We start from the raw sequence: 18,543 nt of genomic DNA on the forward strand, positions 1-18,543 counted from the left end.
TCTCAGCCCCGGCCTAGGCTAAACTCTCACGCGGTGCATATACACACTGCACCGTGCCGCCTTAGCTCAGTCGGTAGAGCATCTCACTCGTAATGAGAAGGTCGCGAGTTCGATTCTCGCAGGCGGCTCCATATTAAATCCCCCGTGACCAGCATGAATGGTTGCGGGGGATTGTTTCATCCAGTGTAATATCGGCCTCCGTGGCTACATTTTGGCTTCATATGATCCAAATTTGATCCACTGTGTCTAAAACCGGGTGGGACTTGCTCACTCAGCGCTTACTTCTGCTTGCGCCGGTAATAGACCTGGCGGCGCACATGAGCGACGACATCGCCTTCCTCATCGATGATGTCCACGTCGAACCAATGCAAATACTTCTCACCGTTGGCCGTCTTTTCTTCGATGAGCGCGTAGGTCTTCTCGGGGATACGCATATCGGCGGTGACCGTGCCGCGGCCGGGTTTCAGGTACTTAATTTCTCCCGCGGCATCCCAGATGCGGTACTCCTTGCCCAGGTGGTGCATGGAGGCGAGCATGAAGAACGGGTCCGTCATGGCGGACAGCGTGCCACCGAAGGCAACACCCATGGCGTTCTTGGTCAGCATGTTTGGCCTGTGGCTGACAACGACGCGAGTGCCGTCATCAGCAAATTCTTGGATCTTGATGCCAGCGCCCAAGAAGGGCGGCCAGAAGCCCATGAAGCGCTTGAGCTGACGTGCAGAAAAGTGGGCCATGAGGATAGCTCCGTATAAGTGGTGGGGCAGGTGGGCTAAATGGCCACAACTCTACCGTTGTGGGGTGGGGAGTGCTCGCGCTTTGATTCGCCGTATCGTCTTTTTATAGGTGGTGCCAGGTCATGCACTGTGTATAGGAAAAAGTAGTGCTAGCGCTAGTGTCTTTTGATCTTGTGGGAAACACAATGTAGGGCATGAAGAAGCTTGTGGTTGGCATGATTGCCGTGGTGGCCGTGATTGTGGTGGCGTTTGTCGGGTTTGTGGGATTCATGCAGTGGGTGGACGCAGACAGCGTGACCGGTGATGACGGCGTGGCTGCCGGATACAGCGCTGAGACAGGTGGTCCGCTGGAAGCGTCGTTTGCGGGCGAGGGGCCGCACGAGGTCGACGTGCGGCGTGACGGCGACGTGACCATCGCGGCGCCGACAGGTGCGGGACCATTTCCGGCGGTTGTCATGGCTAACGGCACGAACACGCCGTTGAGCAGCTACCTGCCCGTGGCGGAGCACCTGGCTAGTTGGGGCTTCGTGGTCGTCGGCGATGAGACTCCCCACACAGGTACAGGGGAGAATGTCGTGCACTTGATTGAGCGCTTGCCGGAACTGGATTCTCGTGCGGACCGATCACGGGTCGGTGTTTTCGGACACTCACAAGGCGGTGCGGGCGCTATCAACGCAGCGTCCCACACGGAGGTAGCAGCTGTGTATGCGGCGAGCCCGGCCTCCCACAAAGTGGCAAAGTCCAATGACTGGGACTACACCACCGCGGGCGTCGAGGCACCGCTATTCCTGATGACGAGCGATGGCCGTGCAGACCGCTGGCTTGTCAGCCCGTGGTCAGACTTGCAGGAGAGCTTTGAATCAGCTGGTGGTCCGGCAATCATTGCCCGCCGTCTAGGCGCGGACCACAAGGACGTTTTAGAGTTCGGGGACGGCTATGCCACCGCGTGGTTCCGCTACATTCTGGCTGATGATCCTGATGCGCGAGACGTGTTCGTTGGCACCTCACCAGCGGGCGCCGGTGAGCTAGCGAGCAACGCGCTTTGGGACCGAGTGGCCACCCGCGGCTGGTAGCTCACCGGGCCTTTCGACATTCCACGCGGTGCACCTAACGCGCTAAAAGTCACCTGCGCTCACGCACCCCCTTAGGAGGAAGTGTGGTTCACAAAAATTGGTAGCCCTGATAAATTTCAAGTGAATTGTCAACCGGGCTGCGCCACGTCAGCCCGTACAAGCGGGACCGAATGAACCATGCAGACAAAGGAGAAAGGCCACGTCGAGGGCCTCTATATTGATGAAAACTTCGAGCTGCGCGCTGGGGCCGTCACGTTCGGGGAGAGTATTGAGGGCATAGTGCTTGGCGACGTCCCCCAAGCCGAGACCGCCTGGCGCGCCGGGGACCCGGATGCGTTGCTGTGGGTGCCCGGCTTCGTGGACCTGCACAACCACGGTGGCAACGGCGGGGGATTCCCCAACGGCGACTACGAGCAGTGCCTAGCCGCCGCCCGCTTCCACCGCGCGCACGGCACAACGACGCTGCTGGCCAGCTTGGTCTCCGGCACGCAAGAAGAGCTGTGCTCCCGAGCCGAGCTTTTGGCGCAGCTAGCTGAGGAAGACGAAATCGCCGGCATCCACATGGAGGGCCCCTTCATCGCGGCGGCCAAGTGCGGCGCACAGGACCCATCGCGCATCGTGCCCGGTGACCCGGACTTCTTCCGTGCAGTCATCGCCGCGGCCCGCGGCCACCTGCGTTCGATTACCTTCGCGCCGGAAACGGAGAACGTCGACAAGCTGCTCGAAGTCTGCGCGGAGCATGGCATCATCGCCAGCCTGGGCCACACCGAGGCCGATTACGACACCACGCTGAGCGTTATCGCCAAGGCTAAGGAGCTCGGCCTGACCGTGACCGGAACGCACCTCTTTAATGGCATGCCATCTATTCACCACCGCGCGCCGGGCCCGGTAGCGGCCTTGCTCACCGCAGCGAAGGCGGGGGATGTGTCCGTCGAGCTCATCGCAGATGGTGTGCATCTTGTCGACGGCGCCGTGGACATGGCTCACAGTCACCGCGCCTTCGCCATCACTGATGCCATGGCGGCGGCCGGCATGGCCGATGGTGACTATGAGCTGGGTTCGCTGCCTGTCACCGTGAGCGGGGGAGTTGCGCGCGTGCCCAGCGGCGCCATCGCGGGCGGCACCTCTACCTTGTCCCAGCAATTCGCCAGCTTCGCCGCGCGCCACGGCCTCGGGGAAGCAGTTCGTTTTACCTCCACTACAGCCGCGGATGTGCTGGGGGAAGCGAATCTAGGCCGAATCGCGGTTGGCGCGCGCGCCAACCTGGTTGGCCTTAACTCTCACTACCAACCGGTGCGCGTCATCGTCGACGGCGCGGACATCCCACTCTCTTAAACACACAGGAAGGCATCTCATGGAAATCCTCATCCGCTCCACGCCGGCCGAAGTGGCCGTGGAGGCCGCTGACATCTTCGCGCACTACGCCAACGCCGGCGCCACCTTGGGCCTGGCCACAGGATCGACCCCGGTAGCGATGTACAAGGAGCTCATTACGCGCCATGAGCGCGGCGAGGTGAGCTTTGCCCGCAGCCGCGCATTCCTGCTCGATGAATACATCGGGCTGGAGCGTACCCACGAGCAGTCCTACTATTCCACCATCCGCCGCGAATTCACCAGCCACGTGGATTTCGATGATGACCTGGTAAAAAGCCCCGCTGGTGACTCCGATGACCCCGCCACCGCCGCGGCCACCTATGACAAGGCCATCCGTGATGCCGGCGGCGTGGACATCCAGCTGCTGGGCATCGGGGCCAACGGGCACGTCGGCTTCAACGAGCCGTCGAGCTCCCTGCAATCACGCACCCGCATCAAGACGCTGCACCCGCAAACCGTGCAGGACAATGCCCGCTTCTTTGACAACGAAGACGAGGTCCCGCGCCACGTGCTGACCCAAGGATTGGGCACCATCAGTGAGGCCCGCCACCTGCTCTTGTTGGCCACTGGCAGCAACAAGGCCAGCGCGGTCCACGCCATGGTGGAAGGCCCGCTCTCCGCGCACTGCCCCGCGTCGATCCTGCAGTGGCACCAGCGCGCCACGGTGATCCTCGATGAAGCCGCCGCCTCCCAGCTGGAGGACCGCGAGTACTACGTTTTCGCGGACAAGCACCGTCCGCACCGCCCACTCTTCTCCTAAAAACTCCATCTAATTCCTTACTAGTGTGAAAGGACTCCTCGCATGAAAGTCGATGTCATGGGGCCGCTGCAGCGGCTCGGAAAAGCCCTCATGGGCGCTGTGGCGGTGCTGCCCGTCGCGGCGATCCTCAGTGGCGTTGGATACTGGATTTCCAGCGCGGCTGGCCCGGATAACCTCGCCGCCCAGCTGCTGATCAGCTCCGGCGACGCGGTCCTGGCCAACCTGGGCTGGATCTTCGCCATCGCCATTGCCTTCGGCCTGGCCAAGGATTCCAACGGTGCCGCGGCACTCTCTGGCTTCCTGGCCTTCGCCACGTTTATGAAACTGCTCGGCCCCGAGGCCGTGGCCGGCTACCGTGGCATCGAAGACCCCACCGCGCTGACCGGCGATGAAGCCCTGGAATGGGCCTCGGAAGGCTGGAACGCCGTGGGGGGCGGCAACGTCCTCTTCGGCATCCTCGCCGGCGTCATGGCGGCCTGGGTATATAACCGCTTCCACGGCACCAAGCTGCCGGACTTCCTGGCCTTCTTCTCAGGCCGGCGCCTCGTACCGATTCTTACCGCCGTCATCGCCATAGTGATTTCCGGCATCCTCTACTTCGTGTGGCCGTTCATCTACAACGCGCTCTTTAACTTCGGTACCTCCATCCAGGGCCTGGGCGCGGCGGGCGCCGGCATCTACGGTGTGGCCAACCGTCTGCTCATCCCGACCGGCCTGCACCACGCGCTGAACTCCGTCTTCTGGTTCGATGTCATCGGTATCAATGACATCGGTAACTTCCAGGCCGGCCAGAAGACCATCGAGGCAGCCGCGGCCGCCACCTCCGCCGCTGATTGCCCGGGCATTTGGGCCAACGGTCAGTGCACGGTCGAGGGCGTCGTCGGCCGCTACCAGGCCGGCTTCTTCCCGGTCATGATGTTCGGCCTGCCGGGCGCGGCACTTGCCATGTACCTGCGTGCGGATAAGAGCAAGCGCAAGGTCGTCGGCTCCCTCATGGCTGCCGGTGCGCTGGCCTCCTTCTTCACCGGCGTGACTGAGCCGCTAGAGTTCTCCTTCATGTTCGTCGCCCCGCTGCTCTACGTGGTGCACGCGCTGCTGATGGGCCTGTCCGTCTTCATCGCTTCCACTATGGAGTGGACCGCCGGCTTCGGTTTCTCCGCCGGTTTCGTGGACATGTTGCTCTCCTCGCAGAACCCGCTGGCCAACAAGTGGTACATGCTGCTGGTCATGGGCGTGGGCTTCTTCTTCCTTTACTTCGTCATCTTCTACTTCCTCATCGGCTGGCTCAACCTCAAGACCCCGGGCCGCGGTGAGGACGATGCGGTAGCAGACCCCATGGAGGATTCCGCTACCGGCGATGACAAGACTGCTCGTGATGCCGCGCGCATCATCGAGGGCCTCGGCGGCAAGGACAACATTGACTCCCTGGACTACTGCACCACGCGCCTGCGCGTGGGCGTGAAGGAGCGCACGCTTGTCGATGACTCCGTGATCAAACGCGCCGCCGTCTCCGGCGTCATCCACCCCTCCGAGAAGAGCGTCCAGGTCATCGTGGGCCCGGCCGTGCAATTCATGTATGACGAGGTCAGCCACCAGTTGCGCCACGGTTCTCCGGTCCTGGCCACGGCGGGTGCTGCGAGCGCTGCAGGTGCTGGAGCCAGCGCCGCTTCCGCTCAGAGCGTCAGCGGTAATACCGCTGACGGTGATGCCGTTGACGTGGATGTGCGTGCCCCGTTCGCCGGTGACGTCGTCGCGCTCTCCCAGGTCCCGGATGCGTCCTTTGCGCAGGGTATGGTGGGCGAAGGCTTCGCGGTGATGCCTGATGCCGTCGATGCCTTCGACGTCTGCGCCCCGGTCGACGGCACCATCACCATGGTCTTCAAGACCCGCCACGCCTTCGGCATGAAGACCGCGGATGGGCTGGACCTGCTCATTCACATCGGCATCGACACGGTGGAGCTCAAGGGCGAAGGTTTCACGGCCCTGGCCAAGAAGGGCGATACAGTCACCGCCGGCACACCGATCATCGCGGTGGAGGCGCAGAAGCTGCGCGAGCGCGGCGTCAACCTCATCACCCCGGTGGTGTGCCCGACGGCCAAGCAGGTCGCCGGAGTCGACATCGCTCGCGAGGGCCATACCCAGCCAGGCGAGGTTGCTGCAACCGTCAAGCGCAGCAGCTAATCTGCCCCCGGCCCACCTCAGGGGCCGGCGGGACTAAAGCCCAGACACCAAAACTGCCCTAGTTGCCAAAACCTTCGCTCCACGCCGCAGGCGAGTTGACAAGCTTTATCTTTTTGGAAAGCATTACAATGCGTATATTTTTTGCTTTAGATACTTTTTTCGTGGCCGATCAGTGTGTTCTGGAATCGGCATATAAAACGTATTCGCAAGTAGTGGGTAAAGCAGCGCGCCTGCCTGGAGTCGACGTACTTTTTATTTGCTCCGAACCAGTTGAAGTGGATTCCGAAGAGATGAAAAAAGATCTCATTACTCAGTTCAGGGTTGAAAGGCCCAACGAGGATTTTGAGAGTTTACGGTTATACCTTTGCGAGGCAATCGTTTCTGCTGAACAAGAGCTTTTTACAAAGGCTGAGGCCCCTTTAGCGTCATTTTTTCTAATGGATGAGGAATATGCAAAGGCTGATGTTTTTCCCAGTAGTGTTGGAGTAAGGGAGCTTATTTCTTCGCCGGTTTCTACAGGTAAATAGAGTGAGGCGCTCCGCTTACGCGGAGCGCCGGGTAATAAATAAGGAAAGGGTTGGCTAGGGAAATTGCGAGAAATCGTTGATATAGAATCTTTCTCGATAAGTTTCCTTGTCGTCGCCGATGATGTGATTAAAAGCTGACCCCTCTAATTCCTCCTCCCCTCCTGGAAAGTAACCAGAAGGATGTTGGCCGACCCCTCTGCAATGGCGCTTGTAATGCCCGCTGGGAACGTATTTATTAGCATCTTTCTTGGCGTCATTCAAAGTTGGCGCATTGCCATATACGTGACCGACTATATCTCCCCCTAATCCATTTTTGATGACCTGGCATTGGGCTGTGACAGTGGCAGCCGAAGCAGACGGTACTGCAACTGAAACGGCCCCTAGGACAACAAGCGCAGCTGCTGCAGCTCGGCCCCTTTTTTGTAAATGAACTATTCAAGTGATGCATCCACCACTTGAAACCGCCACATGAAACAAGCTTAGTTTTGGCAACTCGGGCAGTTTGGGCTCGGAGGCCCTATTTCAGCCGGGAAATCTGGAGCGAAGGCGCGGGCTAGTCGGTGCCGTGCAGCAGGCGCGGCACCACCTTGCCCGTGGCATTGCGCGGCAGCTTGTCCAGGAAGTGGACATCGCGCGGCACGGAGTGGTCGGCGAGGTTCTCGCGGACCCAGGCGCGGATGGCGTCGGCAGTCACGGCGTTGCCGAGGGCGTCCCGCGTAGTCACCGCCCACACGGCGATGCGCTGGAAGGTGGTTTCATCCTCCACGCCGCCGGCATGCACCTCCGCGATGCCCGGCATGGCCTCGAGCACCTCCGTCACCGACTGCGGGTGCACGTTCTCGCCGCCGACAATGATCATGTCATCCGCGCGGCCCACCACATGCAGGTAGCCCTCGGGGTCGATATAACCCAAGTCCCCGATGGAGATGAGGCCATCGACCTTGTTGAGCGGGATCTTGGGGTTGGTATAGCCAATGAGCGCGGTGGAGTTGGTCAGGTAAATCTCACCGACCTCACCGCGGGGAACCTCGTTGCCTTCCTCATCGAGGATGCGCAGCTTTGTGCCGGAGGCAATCTTGCCGCCGATGGTGGGATCCTTGGCCACCTCTTCCATGCTGGCCGTCGATGCCAGCGCCAGCTCCGTGGAGCCATAGACATTGCAGAGAATCGGGCCGAAGCGCTCGTGGGTTTCCTTGACGATCTCCGGGGTGAGCGCATGCCCGGCGGAGGCAATGAACTTCAGGCTCGAGGTATCGAAGGCCGAATCCGGGTCAACCTCAACCATCTGGCGGAAGAAGACGGGGGAGGAAAGCAGACCATCGAGCTGGTAGCGCTGGATATCATCCAGTGCGGCCGCCGGGTCAAAGACGCGGCGGGTGACGATGGTATTGCGCAGGCCCAACGCGATGTTGAGGCAGGCCCAGCCCCACGTGTGGAAGATGGAGGCGGTCATCTGCACCTTCTGGTCCCCGCGCCACGGCACCGCATCCACGATGGACGCAACCACCACCGGCAGCGTCGGTTCCGGGCGCATGATTCCCTTGGGGATGCCCGTGGTGCCGGAGGACATCAGCACGATATGCCCGTGCTTGGGCCAAGTGGGAAGCTTGTGCTTCTCGACGTCCCGCGGATTCTCCACGATCTTGCGCAGCGTTGCCGCTTGCGCCAGCTCGGTAGGGATCTCTTTACCGGACTCGTGGCCAATCACCACGTGCAGGCCAGCAATGGTGCTAGAGCTGTCGAGGCGGTCGATGAATTCATCATCGATAACGAGCACGTTGATGCGGTTTTCCTCAATGCACCCGGCAAGCTGCTCGGGGGAGGAACCGACGTTGAGCAAAAAGATGTGTGCCCCCGCATAGCCCTTGGCAGCCAGCGGGGTGATGATGCCGCGGCCATTGCGGGCCATCACGCCGAGGCGAATCTCCTCCAGCCCCAAAGACAGCAGCCAGCGCGCGAAGGTTTGGGATTCTTCGCGCAGCTGGCGGTAGGTGAGGGCCCCGTCGTCGTCGATAAGCGCCAGGCGTTCCGGGCAGGTCATGTATGCCTGCTCTACTTCGCGGGCGGTGGTGAAGCGGTAACGCGCGAGGACCGGCGCAGTCAGGGCCACCGCCCGTGGCCCGCCGGCGGGGCTAATGAGGCCGGCGCGGAAGAGCGAAGGGATAAAGCGCGCGAGGGCGGCGGCGTGGAAGGTTACATCAGAAAGCTTCATAAGGTTCTCATCGAGGGGAGGGGAGAAGAGGTTACGGAGACGGCGGACTCGCCACAATTAAAACTACAAACTGTTAAAGGTGTTGCTATTGTTACATAAGCTTAGACCGTCAACGTAGTCTATTATGGTTTCGGTCTAGAACATACTCTTTCGGAAGGACATTAGTCACGTGAAGTCTACTCAGCGCATCGCTGCTCTCTGCGCCTCCCTCCTCGTGGCGGTAGGCCTGTCCCAAGCTCCGCAGGCAGTTGCCGGCGAGCGAAACCTCGTCGCTTTTGGTGATTCCGTGCTGGCGGATCCGCAACTTGATACCTACCTTGCCTCGCGGGTGGGCTCTTCTCAGCGCAATCCGAGCCTGAACTGCCCGTCTGGCAATAACTACGCCAAGCGCACCGCTGCCAAGCTGGGTATGCCGGTGGCGGATTTCTCCTGCTCTGGTGCTGTGTCCATGTCCCAGGGGCCGCAGGTGAACGCGCAGATCGACGATGCTATTCGCCGCGGCGCGCTCAGCGGGGATACGCAGCGCGTGCTCTTCTCTAGCGGTTTCAACGACACGTACAACAACGCCGGGCTTTCCGACGGTGACCTGCGCGCCCGCTGGGTCGGTGCCAACGCGCCGCTGATCCACAAGATCCGCGCGGCGGCCCCCAACGCCCGCATTCAGATTGTGGGCTACCCGACCATCGGCTCGGGCGACCGCTACTGCCTCCTCCACTTTGGCCCGAAGCCGGCCGACGCCACGGCCCTGCCGATGGTGCAGCGCTATGAAAACGTCGCGCAGTGGATGCAGGTGGACCTGGCGCGTGCTACCGGAGTTGAGTTTGTGGACATGAAGCCGATGACCTGGGATCGCGGTATGTGTGCCGACGCCGACAAGCGCCTGTGGGCGGGTCTGGTGGACTTCTCCGCGGGGCCGGGCAACCTGCCGCTGCACATTAATGCTCGCGGTCACGAGTTTGTGGCCAACCACCTCGCTAGCTTCTAGAGGGATTTGAATCTTGTTGGGCCCGGGCGACGCCGCCCGGGCCTTTCGCGTACCCTCGCGAGCATGACTGTTAATGAAAACGTAAATGAAAACGACTCCCAGCAAGGTGCGGAGGTTGTCCGCGGTGTGATTGCGCGCGCGAAGGGCGAGCCCGTCGAGACCGTCAACATCGTCGTGCCCGCCCCGGGCGAGCACGATGTCGTGGTCAAGATTCAGGCCTGCGGTGTCTGCCACACCGACCTGGCTTACCGCGATGGCGATATCGAGGATGCCTTCCCCTTCCTGCTCGGGCACGAGGCGGCGGGCGTCGTCGAGCGCGTGGGCGATGCCGTTACCCACGTCGAGGTCGGGGACTTCGTGGTCCTGAATTGGCGCGCGGTGTGCGGCGAGTGCCGCGCCTGCAAGAAGGGCGAGCCGAAGTACTGCTTCAACACCCACAACGCCTCCGCGAAGATGACGCTCGCGGACGGGGATAAGGATGCCGGCACTGAGCTCACTCCGGCGCTCGGCATCGGCTCCTTCGCCGAGAAGACCCTGGTCCACGAAGGCCAGTGCACCAAGGTCAACCCGGAGGCGGATCCGGCCGCTGCGGGCCTGCTGGGCTGTGGCGTGATGGCCGGTTTGGGCGCTGCGGTGAATACCGCGGACGTCAAGCGCGGCGAGTCCGTCGCGGTCTTCGGCTGCGGTGGCGTGGGCATGGCGGCCATCGCCGGTGCGGCGTTGGCTGGTGCTTCCAAGGTCATCGCCGTGGACCTGGACCCGGACAAGCTGGAGCTGGCTAAGAAATTCGGCGCTACCCACACCGTTGCGGCGAAGGACAAGTCTGAAGAAGAGGTCATTGAGGCCGTCCGCGAGCTCACCGAGGGCTTCGGCACCGACGTGGCCATTGACGCTGTGGGCATTCCCGTTACCACCCGCCAGGCCTTTTACTCCCGCGACCTGGCCGGCCGCATGGTCATGGTGGGCGTGCCGAACCTCACCAGCCGCTTCGACGTCCCGGCCATCGACTTCTTCGGCCGCGGCGGTTCACTCAAGTCCTCCTGGTATGGCGACTGCCTGCCGGAGCGTGACTTCCCCATGTACGTCGACCTCTCCTTGCAGGGCCGCTTCCCGCTCAAGGATTTCGTGACCGAGCGCATTGGTCTCGACGACGTGGAAGAGGCCTTCGCTACCATGAAGGCCGGCAAGGTACTTCGATCCGTAGTGGAGCTGTAAATGATCATTGAACAGTTTGTAACTTCAGGAAAGTTCCGCCTCGACGGCGGCGAGTGGGACGTGGACAATAACGTCTACATCCTGGCCGCAGGTAGCGCGACTAGCGACGCCGAGTGCTACATCATCGATCCTTCCCACGACGCGGAGCGCGTCATCGAAGAGGTGGGCCAGCGCACGGTCAAGGGAGTTATTCTCACCCACGCGCACAACGACCACTGCGAGCTCGCTCCCCAGGTGGCTGAGCACTTCGATGTGTCCATCTACTTGCACCCGGATGACCGCCCCCTGTGGGAGGAAACGCACGAGGACGCCACCTTTGTGCCGCTGGAGGATAACCAGCTCTTTACCGTGGGCGATAGCGACTTCGTGGTCTTCCACACGCCGGGCCACTCGCCGGGATGCGTGGTGCTCTACATCGCGGATGAGGCCACGCTTCTTTCGGGCGATACTCTCTTCAACGGCGGGCCCGGCGCCACCGGCCGCAAGTACTCCGACTTCGATGTCATCATCGAGTCCCTGCGCAATCGCGTGCTGAACCTCCCGCCGGAGACCCGCGTCCTGCCGGGCCACGGCGATGAGACCACTATTGGTGCTGAGGCAGCGCGCATCGATGAGTACGTCGCGCGCGGCTACTAACTCTTAAACCTTGGCCTAGAGCTTAGCTCTAGGCCGGCGTGCGGGCGGCCTTTACTCCTGCCACCACCGTGGCGGCGAGTGAAAGTCCGAACCAGACCCACGCATCCGCCACGCCCGCGCTGAAGGCGCGGGCTTTTTCTTGCACCGCGAACTGCGCATCCGTGCTTAAGACTGCGGGTAGTGCTGCACTGCCGTAGCTCAAGATAAACAGCACGCCGATGAGCACGAAGAATGCGCCCGATACGAGGGAGAGGGTATTAGTGCGCACGGGGCCCAGAGTGACTTCGCGTCCGCGAAGCCACGACCACGAACCCACATCGAGGCGCTCCCACAGCGCGGCCAGCACAAAGAGCGGTGCGGCCATGCCCGCGGCATAGGCCACCATGATGAGCCCGCCGTAGAGCGCGCTTCCCGACGCAGCGGCCGTGGTGAGGACAGCGCCCAAAAGCGGGCCCGCGCAAAAGCCGGCGAAGCCATAAACCGCGCCGAGCAGAAACACCTTGCCCCGTGCTTTGCCGGACAGGGCATCCATGCCGGGGATGCGGAAACCACCACCTAGGGCGGTAAAGATTCCCAGCGCAATGATGATCCAGCCTGCCACCGTGATGACTTGGCTACGATACTGCGCCAGCACCGCGGCCAAGCCCATGCCGATGGGCACGAGCGTGGTACACAGACCCAAAAAGAAGACCAAAGTCTTGAACAGCAGCTGGCGCTGCGAATCGAAGGCATAGGCAAAGAAGGCTGGCACCAACAGCGCTGAACAGGGGCTGATCAAGGTCAGCACGCCGGCGATGACGGCGCCAAAGATTCCGATGCTCACAGGCTCACCCCCACTGCATAACCGCCCAATAAGGCGGTCAAGATAACCAGCGCGATGAAGACCCACACGATCAACGGTGGTTTAGGCATTGGCCGCCTTTCCCAGCTGCTCTTGGATGATCTGTTCAAAAGCCTCGGGCGGCTGCGCGCCACCAACGAACTGATCTCCCACCACGAAGGCCGGGGTGCCCGTGATACCGATCTGGGAGGCATAGCGGGTGGCCGTTTCAACGACCTCAGTGTAGGTATCATCCGTGGCTTGCTTCCGGAACTTATCCAGGTCCGCAACGCCCGCTTTCTTGGCAAACTTCATGAAGTCCTCGATGCCGAATTCCGGGTGGCCGTCGATATCCTTGCTGGCGGCATAGAGCTCGTGCTTGAACTCCTGGAACTTACCCTGCGCCGCGGCCGCGCGCCCAGCCTTGGCGGCCTCAATGGCGGCGGGGCCGTTCACGGGGTAGTCATTCCACTCGATGCGCACCAGGCCCTTTTCCACGTACTTCTTAAGGATATCCGGCTCGGTGACATTGGCGTGGCGGGAGCAGAACGGGCACTCGAAATCGGAGAACTCCGAAATCACTACGGGCGCATCCACCGCACCCACGGCGAAAGGATCGTTCTCCTTTTTGCGGTGCACCACCGTGATATCGCCGCTCTTGGTATCACCGCCGGGCCCGAACATCATCGGGTCACCCTTCCCATCGGAGAACTTCGTGCCGGGCGTGGCCTTGGCGGCATCTTTCGCCAGGTCTTCGGCTGTCGCCGTGCTCGTTGCGGTCTCCTGCGCTGCGGGAGTGCTTTCATCGCCGGAAGAAGTGCGCTCTGCAAGCAGGAAGCCAATGATGACGGCCAAAATAACAACGATCACCAACAATCCCCACGCCACGGGGCTGATGGTGGATAGCGCTGATTTCTTCGAATCACTGGTGGGGCGAGAGGATGAACTAGGCATGCGATTACCTTAACGCGTTTAGGCCCGTTTGGGTGAGGCGGCTCCTGATACAGGGCGGGGATGCTTAAGGACGTCCTGAAACTAGGCGGGGAGGCTTAAGCACGTACGGATCGATCAAATAAGGCCTCAGATTCCGTTGGTTTTCGGCCCTTATTTGATCGATATGTACCTCGGTCTCAGCCCTCTTGGGCAGCGGCGAGAAGATAACGGCCATAGCCGGACTTCAGGAGGGGCTCTGCCAGCTCCGTGAGTGCCGCGGCATCGATGAAGCCTTCCGCAAAGGCTGCGACCTCCGGCGAACCAATGACGGTGCCGGTACGCTTCTGCATCACCTCGACGTAGGCCGAAGCCTCACTCATGGAGTCCACCGTGCCGGTATCCAGCCAGACATCACCGCGCTGCATGCGCTTGACGCGTAGCCGCCCGCGGCGCAGGTACTCCTCGTTGACAGCGGTGATCTCTAGTTCCCCGCGCGCGCTGGGCGTGATGGACTTGGCAATCTCCACCACGGAATTGTCATAGAAGTACAAGCCGACCACAGCGTGGTTGGACTTGGGCGCGGCGGGCTTTTCCTCGATGGATAGAGCCTGGCCTGCGGAGTCAAAGTCCACAACGCCATAGCGCTGCGGATCGGAGACCTCGTAGGCAAAGATGATGCCGCCGTCTGGGCGGTGGCATTCGTTCAGCGCGGTGGAGAAGCCGTGGCCGTCAAAGATGTTGTCACCCAGGACAAGGGCCACGTCATCCTCGGCGATGAAGTCTTCGGCGATGAGGAAGGCCTGGGCCAAGCCTTCGGGGCGCGGCTGCACCGCATAGTGCAGCATGAGGCCGAGCTGGGAGCCATCGCCAAGCAGGCGTTGGAAGGCGGCCTGGTCTTCTGGGGTGGTGATGATGAGGATCTCGCGTATGCCGGCCTGGATCAGGGTGGTCAGGGGATAGTAGACCATCGGCTTGTCATAGATGGGCATGAGCTGCTTCGAGATGCCCTTGGTGATGGGGTAGAGGCGGGTCCCAGAACCTCCTGCGAGAATGATGCCCTTCATAGGCTTTAAGCTTATCGGAGGGGTCTCGCGCTGGGGTGCGGCGGCGCGGGCTGGCGAGCATAACACTTAACTTCCCACATAACATAACATGTGGGAAGTTAAGTGTTATGTTGAGTGTTATGCTCTATTTGCGCAGCCTGTAGCGCTGCTTAGGGCTGCGTCCGGGTTCAGTCTTTTCGGCGATGTTATCGCGGATGAGCTCATTCAGTGCTTTCTGGACCGCTGTCCGGCTGAGCTTTGTAGCCTCAACTAATTCGGTTGTCGATACGGACGGGCTGCCGTGGAGCAGGTGTTCCACATGGTCACGTGCGGTGCCATAGCGTTCCTGGGTGGCTACCCTGCGGCGGTGGAAGATGATGGTAAAGCTGTCGAGCCGGTTGATAATTTCCGGTTTGGGCATGAGTGCATCAGCTAAGGCCTGATGAATGGTGGCGATGCCCGTGCCGCGGTTCTCTGCGGCGACGCCGCCTTCCGGTAGGGGAATGTCCTCTAGGAACGTGGCAAGGCGTTGATTGCGGGTAGAGCTGACGCCAGCTTCTCCAAGATTTCGGAGCGTAACCCCGCCATATAGGCCTCCCGGATTGGTGATTTCCAAGCGATCGACGAACATGTTGATTTGCACCTGACTGCCGCGAGCAGTCGGGGAGTAGTCACGGTGCATGAGCGCATTGACTAGTGCTTCACGAACAGCGACCAGTGGATAATCCGGAAGTGCGGTCCGGGATTTATCGCCGATAAAGCCGGCGGTGCGCATGTTCTTCTTTACGATGTCGATGCCTTCGCTCACGAGCTCTGGAATCGTGCCGTGAAGGGTAGCGCTGTCGAGGAGGCGAACGCCCGTGGTGACATCACCTTTCGACGTTCCGGGGAACAGGGCGAAGGTGACCGTTAATCGAGGGAAGAATTCCTGTGGGTAGTCTCCCATGACAAGGAGTGAGGCCAGCGTAGGGTGGCCGTCCTTGAGGACTCGCAGGCGCTTGAGGGCTGTGTCCTGTCCATTCGCAAAGGTCTTGGGGCGGCGCTCTTTCTGCACTTGGAGGAAGCCGTCAAGAGCGGCACCCTCGATGTCCTCCAGCGTGGCATCTGGGATGGCATCTTCATCCCAGGTCGGTTGCGTGTGCTCTTCGACGAGTCGATTTACTTCGTACTGGGACAGGCGCGTATCACCATCGCCGGTGCGAATATAGCTCCCTTTGTGCAGCCCCCTTTCGGCCACATAGCAGGGCTTATCGCGCGCGGGAAGCTCGTCGATCTCTGCGACGAGTATGTTGCTGCTTTCAAATTCGATGATGTCGATTTGCGGGCGGACCGGCGGGATGAGCTGTTGGCAGCGAGTCTCCAATTGGTCTTGGGCGGTGGAGGCAGAGAACTTCTTAACTGGGGTGAAGCCGTCCTGCTCTGAAAGGCCGATGATGAGCGTCCCGCCGTCCCCATTTGCAAACGCGCTGAGTGTGGAGAGCACTTCCTTGCTGACGGATGATTTTACCTCTACGGATTGCTTATCGCTGCCGATAACTCGCAGCTGTGCAATTAACTCATCAAGCTCAGAAGGGGTCATGAGCAGGCCTTTCTCTCTACATACCGCTCAACATAACACATAACATAACACGTGGGAAGTTAAGTGTTATGTTGAGTGTTATGCTGGGTAAAGCCCCAGGTAGAGTGCCAAAGCGGCCCGCCAATTCATAGGTTTAAAGCCGGTGGCTTCAATCTTGGACAGATCGAAGGTGGACTCCTTCGGGCGGGGAGCCTCGGGCCCGGCGATCTCGCGGTACTGCTCGGTGCTCACCGGCGTGACATCCGCAGGGTCCTGGCCCACGCCGGTGAAGACGGCCATGGCAATCTCATCGCGGCCCACCACATCACCGGAGTTGGAGATGTTGTAGACGCCGTACTCAGCTTCGGTCTTGAGCAGGTGGATGATGCCCTTGGCCAGGTCCTCGGCAAAGGTGGGGCGCCCGCGCTGATCATGGATGACGGAGGGCTTGACCCCCTTATTCGCCAGCGAGCGCATCGTGGACATGAAGTTGGTGCCATCGCCAAAGACCCACGAGGTGCGGATGACATAGTGGTGCGGGGCGGTCTGCGCGGCGGTATCGCCCGCGGCTTTCGACGCCCCGTAGGCCGACAGCGGGGAAGGCATCTCCTGCTCGGAGTGGACCTCGTTAGAACCGTCGAAGATGTAGTCGCTGGACACGTGCACCAAGGTCAGGTTATTCTCCGCCGCAATACGCGCGAGCTTCGCCGGGGCGGAAGCGTTGACCGCCCAGGCCGCGGCGCGATCGTCCTCCGCACCGTTGACATCGTTGTATGCCGCGCAGTTGATGATGGCGGAGTACTGCTTCCACGGGCGGGCAGGAGGGTTGGTGATATCGAAATCCTCGTGCCCACAGAACTCCACCGCGCCCAAGCTAGCAGAAGGCAGGAATTTCTGTAGGGCGCGGCCCAGCTGCCCGTTGGCGCCGGTGACCAGGATGCGGCGAGGGGGCATGGGGGAGACGTCGGCAAGCGCGGGGTGCCCCTTGTCCTTGTCGGAGATCTCCGTCGGCTCCAGCGGCCAGTCCACCATGTCCAGGTTGACGCAGGTGTATTCCGCATCCGGGGACCAGTGGTCATTGACCAGGTAGGAGTAGGCGCAGGCCTCCAGCGCCTGGAAACCGTTCGCCACGCCGCGCGGCACGAAGACCGCCACGTCCTCGCGTAGCTCGTGAGTCACCAGCTGCCCGAAGGTGGCAGAGCCCTCACGCAGATCGCACCACGCGCCGAAGGCCCGGCCGGAGGCCACGGAGACCAGCTTGTCCCAGGGCTCCGCGTGCAGCCCACGCGTGACACCCTTCTCCGCATTGAAGGAAACGTTGTTTTGCACCGGTTGGAAGTCTGGCAAGCCGGCCGCCACCATCTTCTCGCGCTGCCAGTTCTCCTTGAACCAGCCGCGGTTATCCCCGTGGACGTCGAGCTCCACAATGAGCAGGCCTTCGATGGCCGTTGACTGCACCTTCATGGCTATTTATTGTCCTTGCTTCGCATAGTTGGCTTCGACTTCTTCCTTGCCCGCGCGCCACCACTCCTCGTGGGTGCGGTACCACTCAATGGTGGCGGCCAGGCCCTCCCGCAGATCCGTGTAGCGCGGGGCCCAGCCCAGCTCGCGGCGCAGCTTGCTGGCATCCATGGCGTAGCGCTGGTCATGGCCCGGGCGGTCCGCCACGTGCTCGAAACGCGCCCGACCATTATCCGTCGCCCCCATGAGCTCACAGATCATCTCGATGACCTGGCGGTTATTCGTATCCTCCTGGTCGGCGCCGATGTTATAGGTCTCCCCAAGGCGCCCGCGGTCCAGGATGGCGAGCACCGCCTCATTGTGGTCATCCACGTGAATCCAATCCCGCACTTGCTCGCCCGTGCCATAAAGCTTCGCAGGCTGGCCTAGAAGCAGGTTGGTGATCTGCCGCGGAATGAACTTCTCAATGTGCTGGTAGGGGCCGTAATTATTGGAGCAATTCGAAATGGTTGCCCGCAGCCCAAAACTGCGCACCCACGCGCGCACCAGGTGATCCGAACCGGCCTTCGAGGCCGAATAGGGCGAAGACGGGTTATAGGGAGTCTCCTCGGTGAAGTAGGTATCGGCGCCAATCTCCAGGTCCCCGAAAACCTCATCGGTGGAGATATGATGGAGGCGCACATCGTGGCGGCGGCAGGCCTCCAGCAGCACGAAGGTACCCATGATGTTGGTGTGGAGGAAGGGTGAAGGATCCCGCAGGGAGTTGTCATTGTGGGATTCCGCCGCGAAGTGCACCACGGTATCGGCGTGCGCTACGAGCTTGTCGACGACCCCCTCATCCGCTACGTCTCCCACCACGAGCTCGGCGTCCACGCCGTCGAGGTTGGCGCGGTTGCCCGCGTAGGTGAGCTTATCCAGGACGGTGATTTCCACCTCCGGGCGCTGCTGGGCCACGAGCCGCACGAAGTTTGCACCAATAAAGCCGGCGCCGCCGGTAACAAGCAGTCTGCGCATGGTCTCCCAGTTTAGAG

Annotated in this window: 16 protein-coding genes and 1 tRNA gene; 9 read left to right on the forward strand and 8 right to left on the reverse strand. The window is 61.3% G+C overall.

Annotated elements, in window-relative coordinates:
• Nucleotides 1-55: 55 nt before the first annotated feature.
• Nucleotides 56-131 (forward strand) — tRNA-Thr (locus M5J06_RS03925).
• A gap of 147 nt (nt 132-278) precedes the next feature.
• Here M5J06_RS03925 and M5J06_RS03930 read toward each other — a convergent pair.
• Entirely contained in the window at nt 279-734 is a 456-nt protein-coding gene (locus M5J06_RS03930) for a DUF4442 domain-containing protein (protein ID WP_143334422.1), read from the reverse strand.
• A 194-nt stretch (nt 735-928) separates the two neighbouring features.
• Between M5J06_RS03930 and M5J06_RS03935 the strand changes: the two genes are divergently transcribed.
• From M5J06_RS03935 to M5J06_RS03955, 5 genes are all read left to right on the forward strand, one after another.
• Nucleotides 929-1,807 carry an alpha/beta hydrolase family protein gene (locus tag M5J06_RS03935; protein WP_143334421.1) on the forward strand — a complete coding sequence of 293 codons (879 nt, stop codon included), beginning with the start codon at nt 929-931 and terminating at the stop codon, nt 1,805-1,807.
• 177 nt (nt 1,808-1,984) lie between these two features.
• Entirely contained in the window at nt 1,985-3,142 is a 1,158-nt protein-coding gene (locus M5J06_RS03940; protein WP_250224021.1) for an N-acetylglucosamine-6-phosphate deacetylase, read from the forward strand.
• Nucleotides 3,143-3,161: 19 nt separating this feature from the next.
• The gene (gene nagB, locus M5J06_RS03945) at nt 3,162-3,941 is read left to right on the forward strand and encodes a glucosamine-6-phosphate deaminase (RefSeq protein ID WP_046647861.1); all 780 of its coding nucleotides are present in this window, start codon (nt 3,162-3,164) and stop codon (nt 3,939-3,941) included.
• Between the two features lie 42 nt (nt 3,942-3,983).
• Complete coding sequence (nagE, locus tag M5J06_RS03950) at nt 3,984-6,122, forward strand: N-acetylglucosamine-specific PTS transporter subunit IIBC (RefSeq protein WP_250224022.1); 2,139 nt, start codon at nt 3,984-3,986, stop codon at nt 6,120-6,122.
• Between the two features lie 62 nt (nt 6,123-6,184).
• Nucleotides 6,185-6,649, forward strand: a complete 465-nt coding sequence (locus tag M5J06_RS03955) for a hypothetical protein (RefSeq protein ID WP_144269132.1) — start codon at nt 6,185-6,187, stop codon at nt 6,647-6,649.
• A 553-nt stretch (nt 6,650-7,202) separates the two neighbouring features.
• Here M5J06_RS03955 and M5J06_RS03960 read toward each other — a convergent pair.
• Entirely contained in the window at nt 7,203-8,861 is a 1,659-nt protein-coding gene (locus M5J06_RS03960) for an acyl-CoA synthetase (protein ID WP_046647859.1), read from the reverse strand.
• A 169-nt stretch (nt 8,862-9,030) separates the two neighbouring features.
• On the opposite strand from M5J06_RS03960, the gene M5J06_RS03965 reads away from it, so the two are divergent.
• From M5J06_RS03965 to M5J06_RS03975, 3 genes are all read left to right on the forward strand, one after another.
• Nucleotides 9,031-9,846, forward strand: coding sequence for a GDSL-type esterase/lipase family protein (locus M5J06_RS03965; protein WP_070563564.1), 816 nt, complete (start codon nt 9,031-9,033; stop codon nt 9,844-9,846).
• A 63-nt stretch (nt 9,847-9,909) separates the two neighbouring features.
• Complete coding sequence (locus M5J06_RS03970; protein WP_144269131.1) at nt 9,910-11,061, forward strand: S-(hydroxymethyl)mycothiol dehydrogenase; 1,152 nt, start codon at nt 9,910-9,912, stop codon at nt 11,059-11,061.
• Entirely contained in the window at nt 11,062-11,697 is a 636-nt protein-coding gene (locus M5J06_RS03975; protein WP_070521255.1) for an MBL fold metallo-hydrolase, read from the forward strand.
• A 28-nt stretch (nt 11,698-11,725) separates the two neighbouring features.
• Here M5J06_RS03975 and M5J06_RS03980 read toward each other — a convergent pair whose 3' ends face one another.
• The 6 genes from M5J06_RS03980 to rfbB all read right to left on the reverse strand — a co-directional run bounded on the left by M5J06_RS03980 (nt 11,726) and on the right by rfbB (nt 18,526).
• Nucleotides 11,726-12,520 (reverse strand): cytochrome c biogenesis CcdA family protein, encoded by a 795-nt coding sequence (locus M5J06_RS03980; protein WP_250224023.1) that lies wholly within the window; start codon nt 12,518-12,520, stop codon nt 11,726-11,728.
• A gap of 81 nt (nt 12,521-12,601) precedes the next feature.
• Nucleotides 12,602-13,471 (reverse strand): DsbA family protein, encoded by an 870-nt coding sequence (locus M5J06_RS03985; protein WP_141752601.1) that lies wholly within the window; start codon nt 13,469-13,471, stop codon nt 12,602-12,604.
• Nucleotides 13,472-13,647: 176 nt separating this feature from the next.
• Nucleotides 13,648-14,514, reverse strand: coding sequence for a glucose-1-phosphate thymidylyltransferase RfbA (gene rfbA / locus M5J06_RS03990; RefSeq protein WP_070534049.1), 867 nt, complete (start codon nt 14,512-14,514; stop codon nt 13,648-13,650).
• A 124-nt stretch (nt 14,515-14,638) separates the two neighbouring features.
• On the reverse strand, nt 14,639-16,072 hold the full coding sequence (locus M5J06_RS03995) for an ATP-binding protein (protein ID WP_154761896.1): 1,434 nt from the start codon (nt 16,070-16,072) through the stop codon (nt 14,639-14,641).
• Between the two features lie 78 nt (nt 16,073-16,150).
• Nucleotides 16,151-17,515 carry a sugar nucleotide-binding protein gene (locus M5J06_RS04000; protein ID WP_250224024.1) on the reverse strand — a complete coding sequence of 455 codons (1,365 nt, stop codon included), beginning with the start codon at nt 17,513-17,515 and terminating at the stop codon, nt 16,151-16,153.
• A gap of 6 nt (nt 17,516-17,521) precedes the next feature.
• The gene (gene rfbB / locus M5J06_RS04005; protein WP_239248843.1) at nt 17,522-18,526 is read right to left on the reverse strand and encodes a dTDP-glucose 4,6-dehydratase; all 1,005 of its coding nucleotides are present in this window, start codon (nt 18,524-18,526) and stop codon (nt 17,522-17,524) included.
• Nucleotides 18,527-18,543 lie beyond the last annotated feature (17 nt).

Source organism: Corynebacterium intestinale (assembly GCF_023574125.1).
GTDB classification, from domain to species: domain Bacteria; phylum Actinomycetota; class Actinomycetes; order Mycobacteriales; family Mycobacteriaceae; genus Corynebacterium; species Corynebacterium hesseae.

Coding starts and splice junctions, on each gene's coding strand:
- M5J06_RS03935 (WP_143334421.1), top strand. CDS start 929: ATGAAGAAGCTTGTGGTTGGCATGATTGCCGTGGTGGCCGTGATTGTG.
- nagE (WP_250224022.1), top strand. CDS start 3,984: ATGAAAGTCGATGTCATGGGGCCGCTGCAGCGGCTCGGAAAAGCCCTC.
- M5J06_RS03930 (WP_143334422.1), bottom strand. CDS start 734: ATGGCCCACTTTTCTGCACGTCAGCTCAAGCGCTTCATGGGCTTCTGG.
- M5J06_RS03970 (WP_144269131.1), top strand. CDS start 9,910: ATGACTGTTAATGAAAACGTAAATGAAAACGACTCCCAGCAAGGTGCG.
- M5J06_RS03940 (WP_250224021.1), top strand. CDS start 1,985: ATGCAGACAAAGGAGAAAGGCCACGTCGAGGGCCTCTATATTGATGAA.
- rfbA (WP_070534049.1), bottom strand. CDS start 14,514: ATGAAGGGCATCATTCTCGCAGGAGGTTCTGGGACCCGCCTCTACCCC.
- M5J06_RS04000 (WP_250224024.1), bottom strand. CDS start 17,515: ATGAAGGTGCAGTCAACGGCCATCGAAGGCCTGCTCATTGTGGAGCTC.
- M5J06_RS03960 (WP_046647859.1), bottom strand. CDS start 8,861: ATGAAGCTTTCTGATGTAACCTTCCACGCCGCCGCCCTCGCGCGCTTT.
- M5J06_RS03985 (WP_141752601.1), bottom strand. CDS start 13,471: ATGCCTAGTTCATCCTCTCGCCCCACCAGTGATTCGAAGAAATCAGCG.
- M5J06_RS03995 (WP_154761896.1), bottom strand. CDS start 16,072: ATGACCCCTTCTGAGCTTGATGAGTTAATTGCACAGCTGCGAGTTATC.
- rfbB (WP_239248843.1), bottom strand. CDS start 18,526: ATGCGCAGACTGCTTGTTACCGGCGGCGCCGGCTTTATTGGTGCAAAC.
- M5J06_RS03975 (WP_070521255.1), top strand. CDS start 11,062: ATGATCATTGAACAGTTTGTAACTTCAGGAAAGTTCCGCCTCGACGGC.
- nagB (WP_046647861.1), top strand. CDS start 3,162: ATGGAAATCCTCATCCGCTCCACGCCGGCCGAAGTGGCCGTGGAGGCC.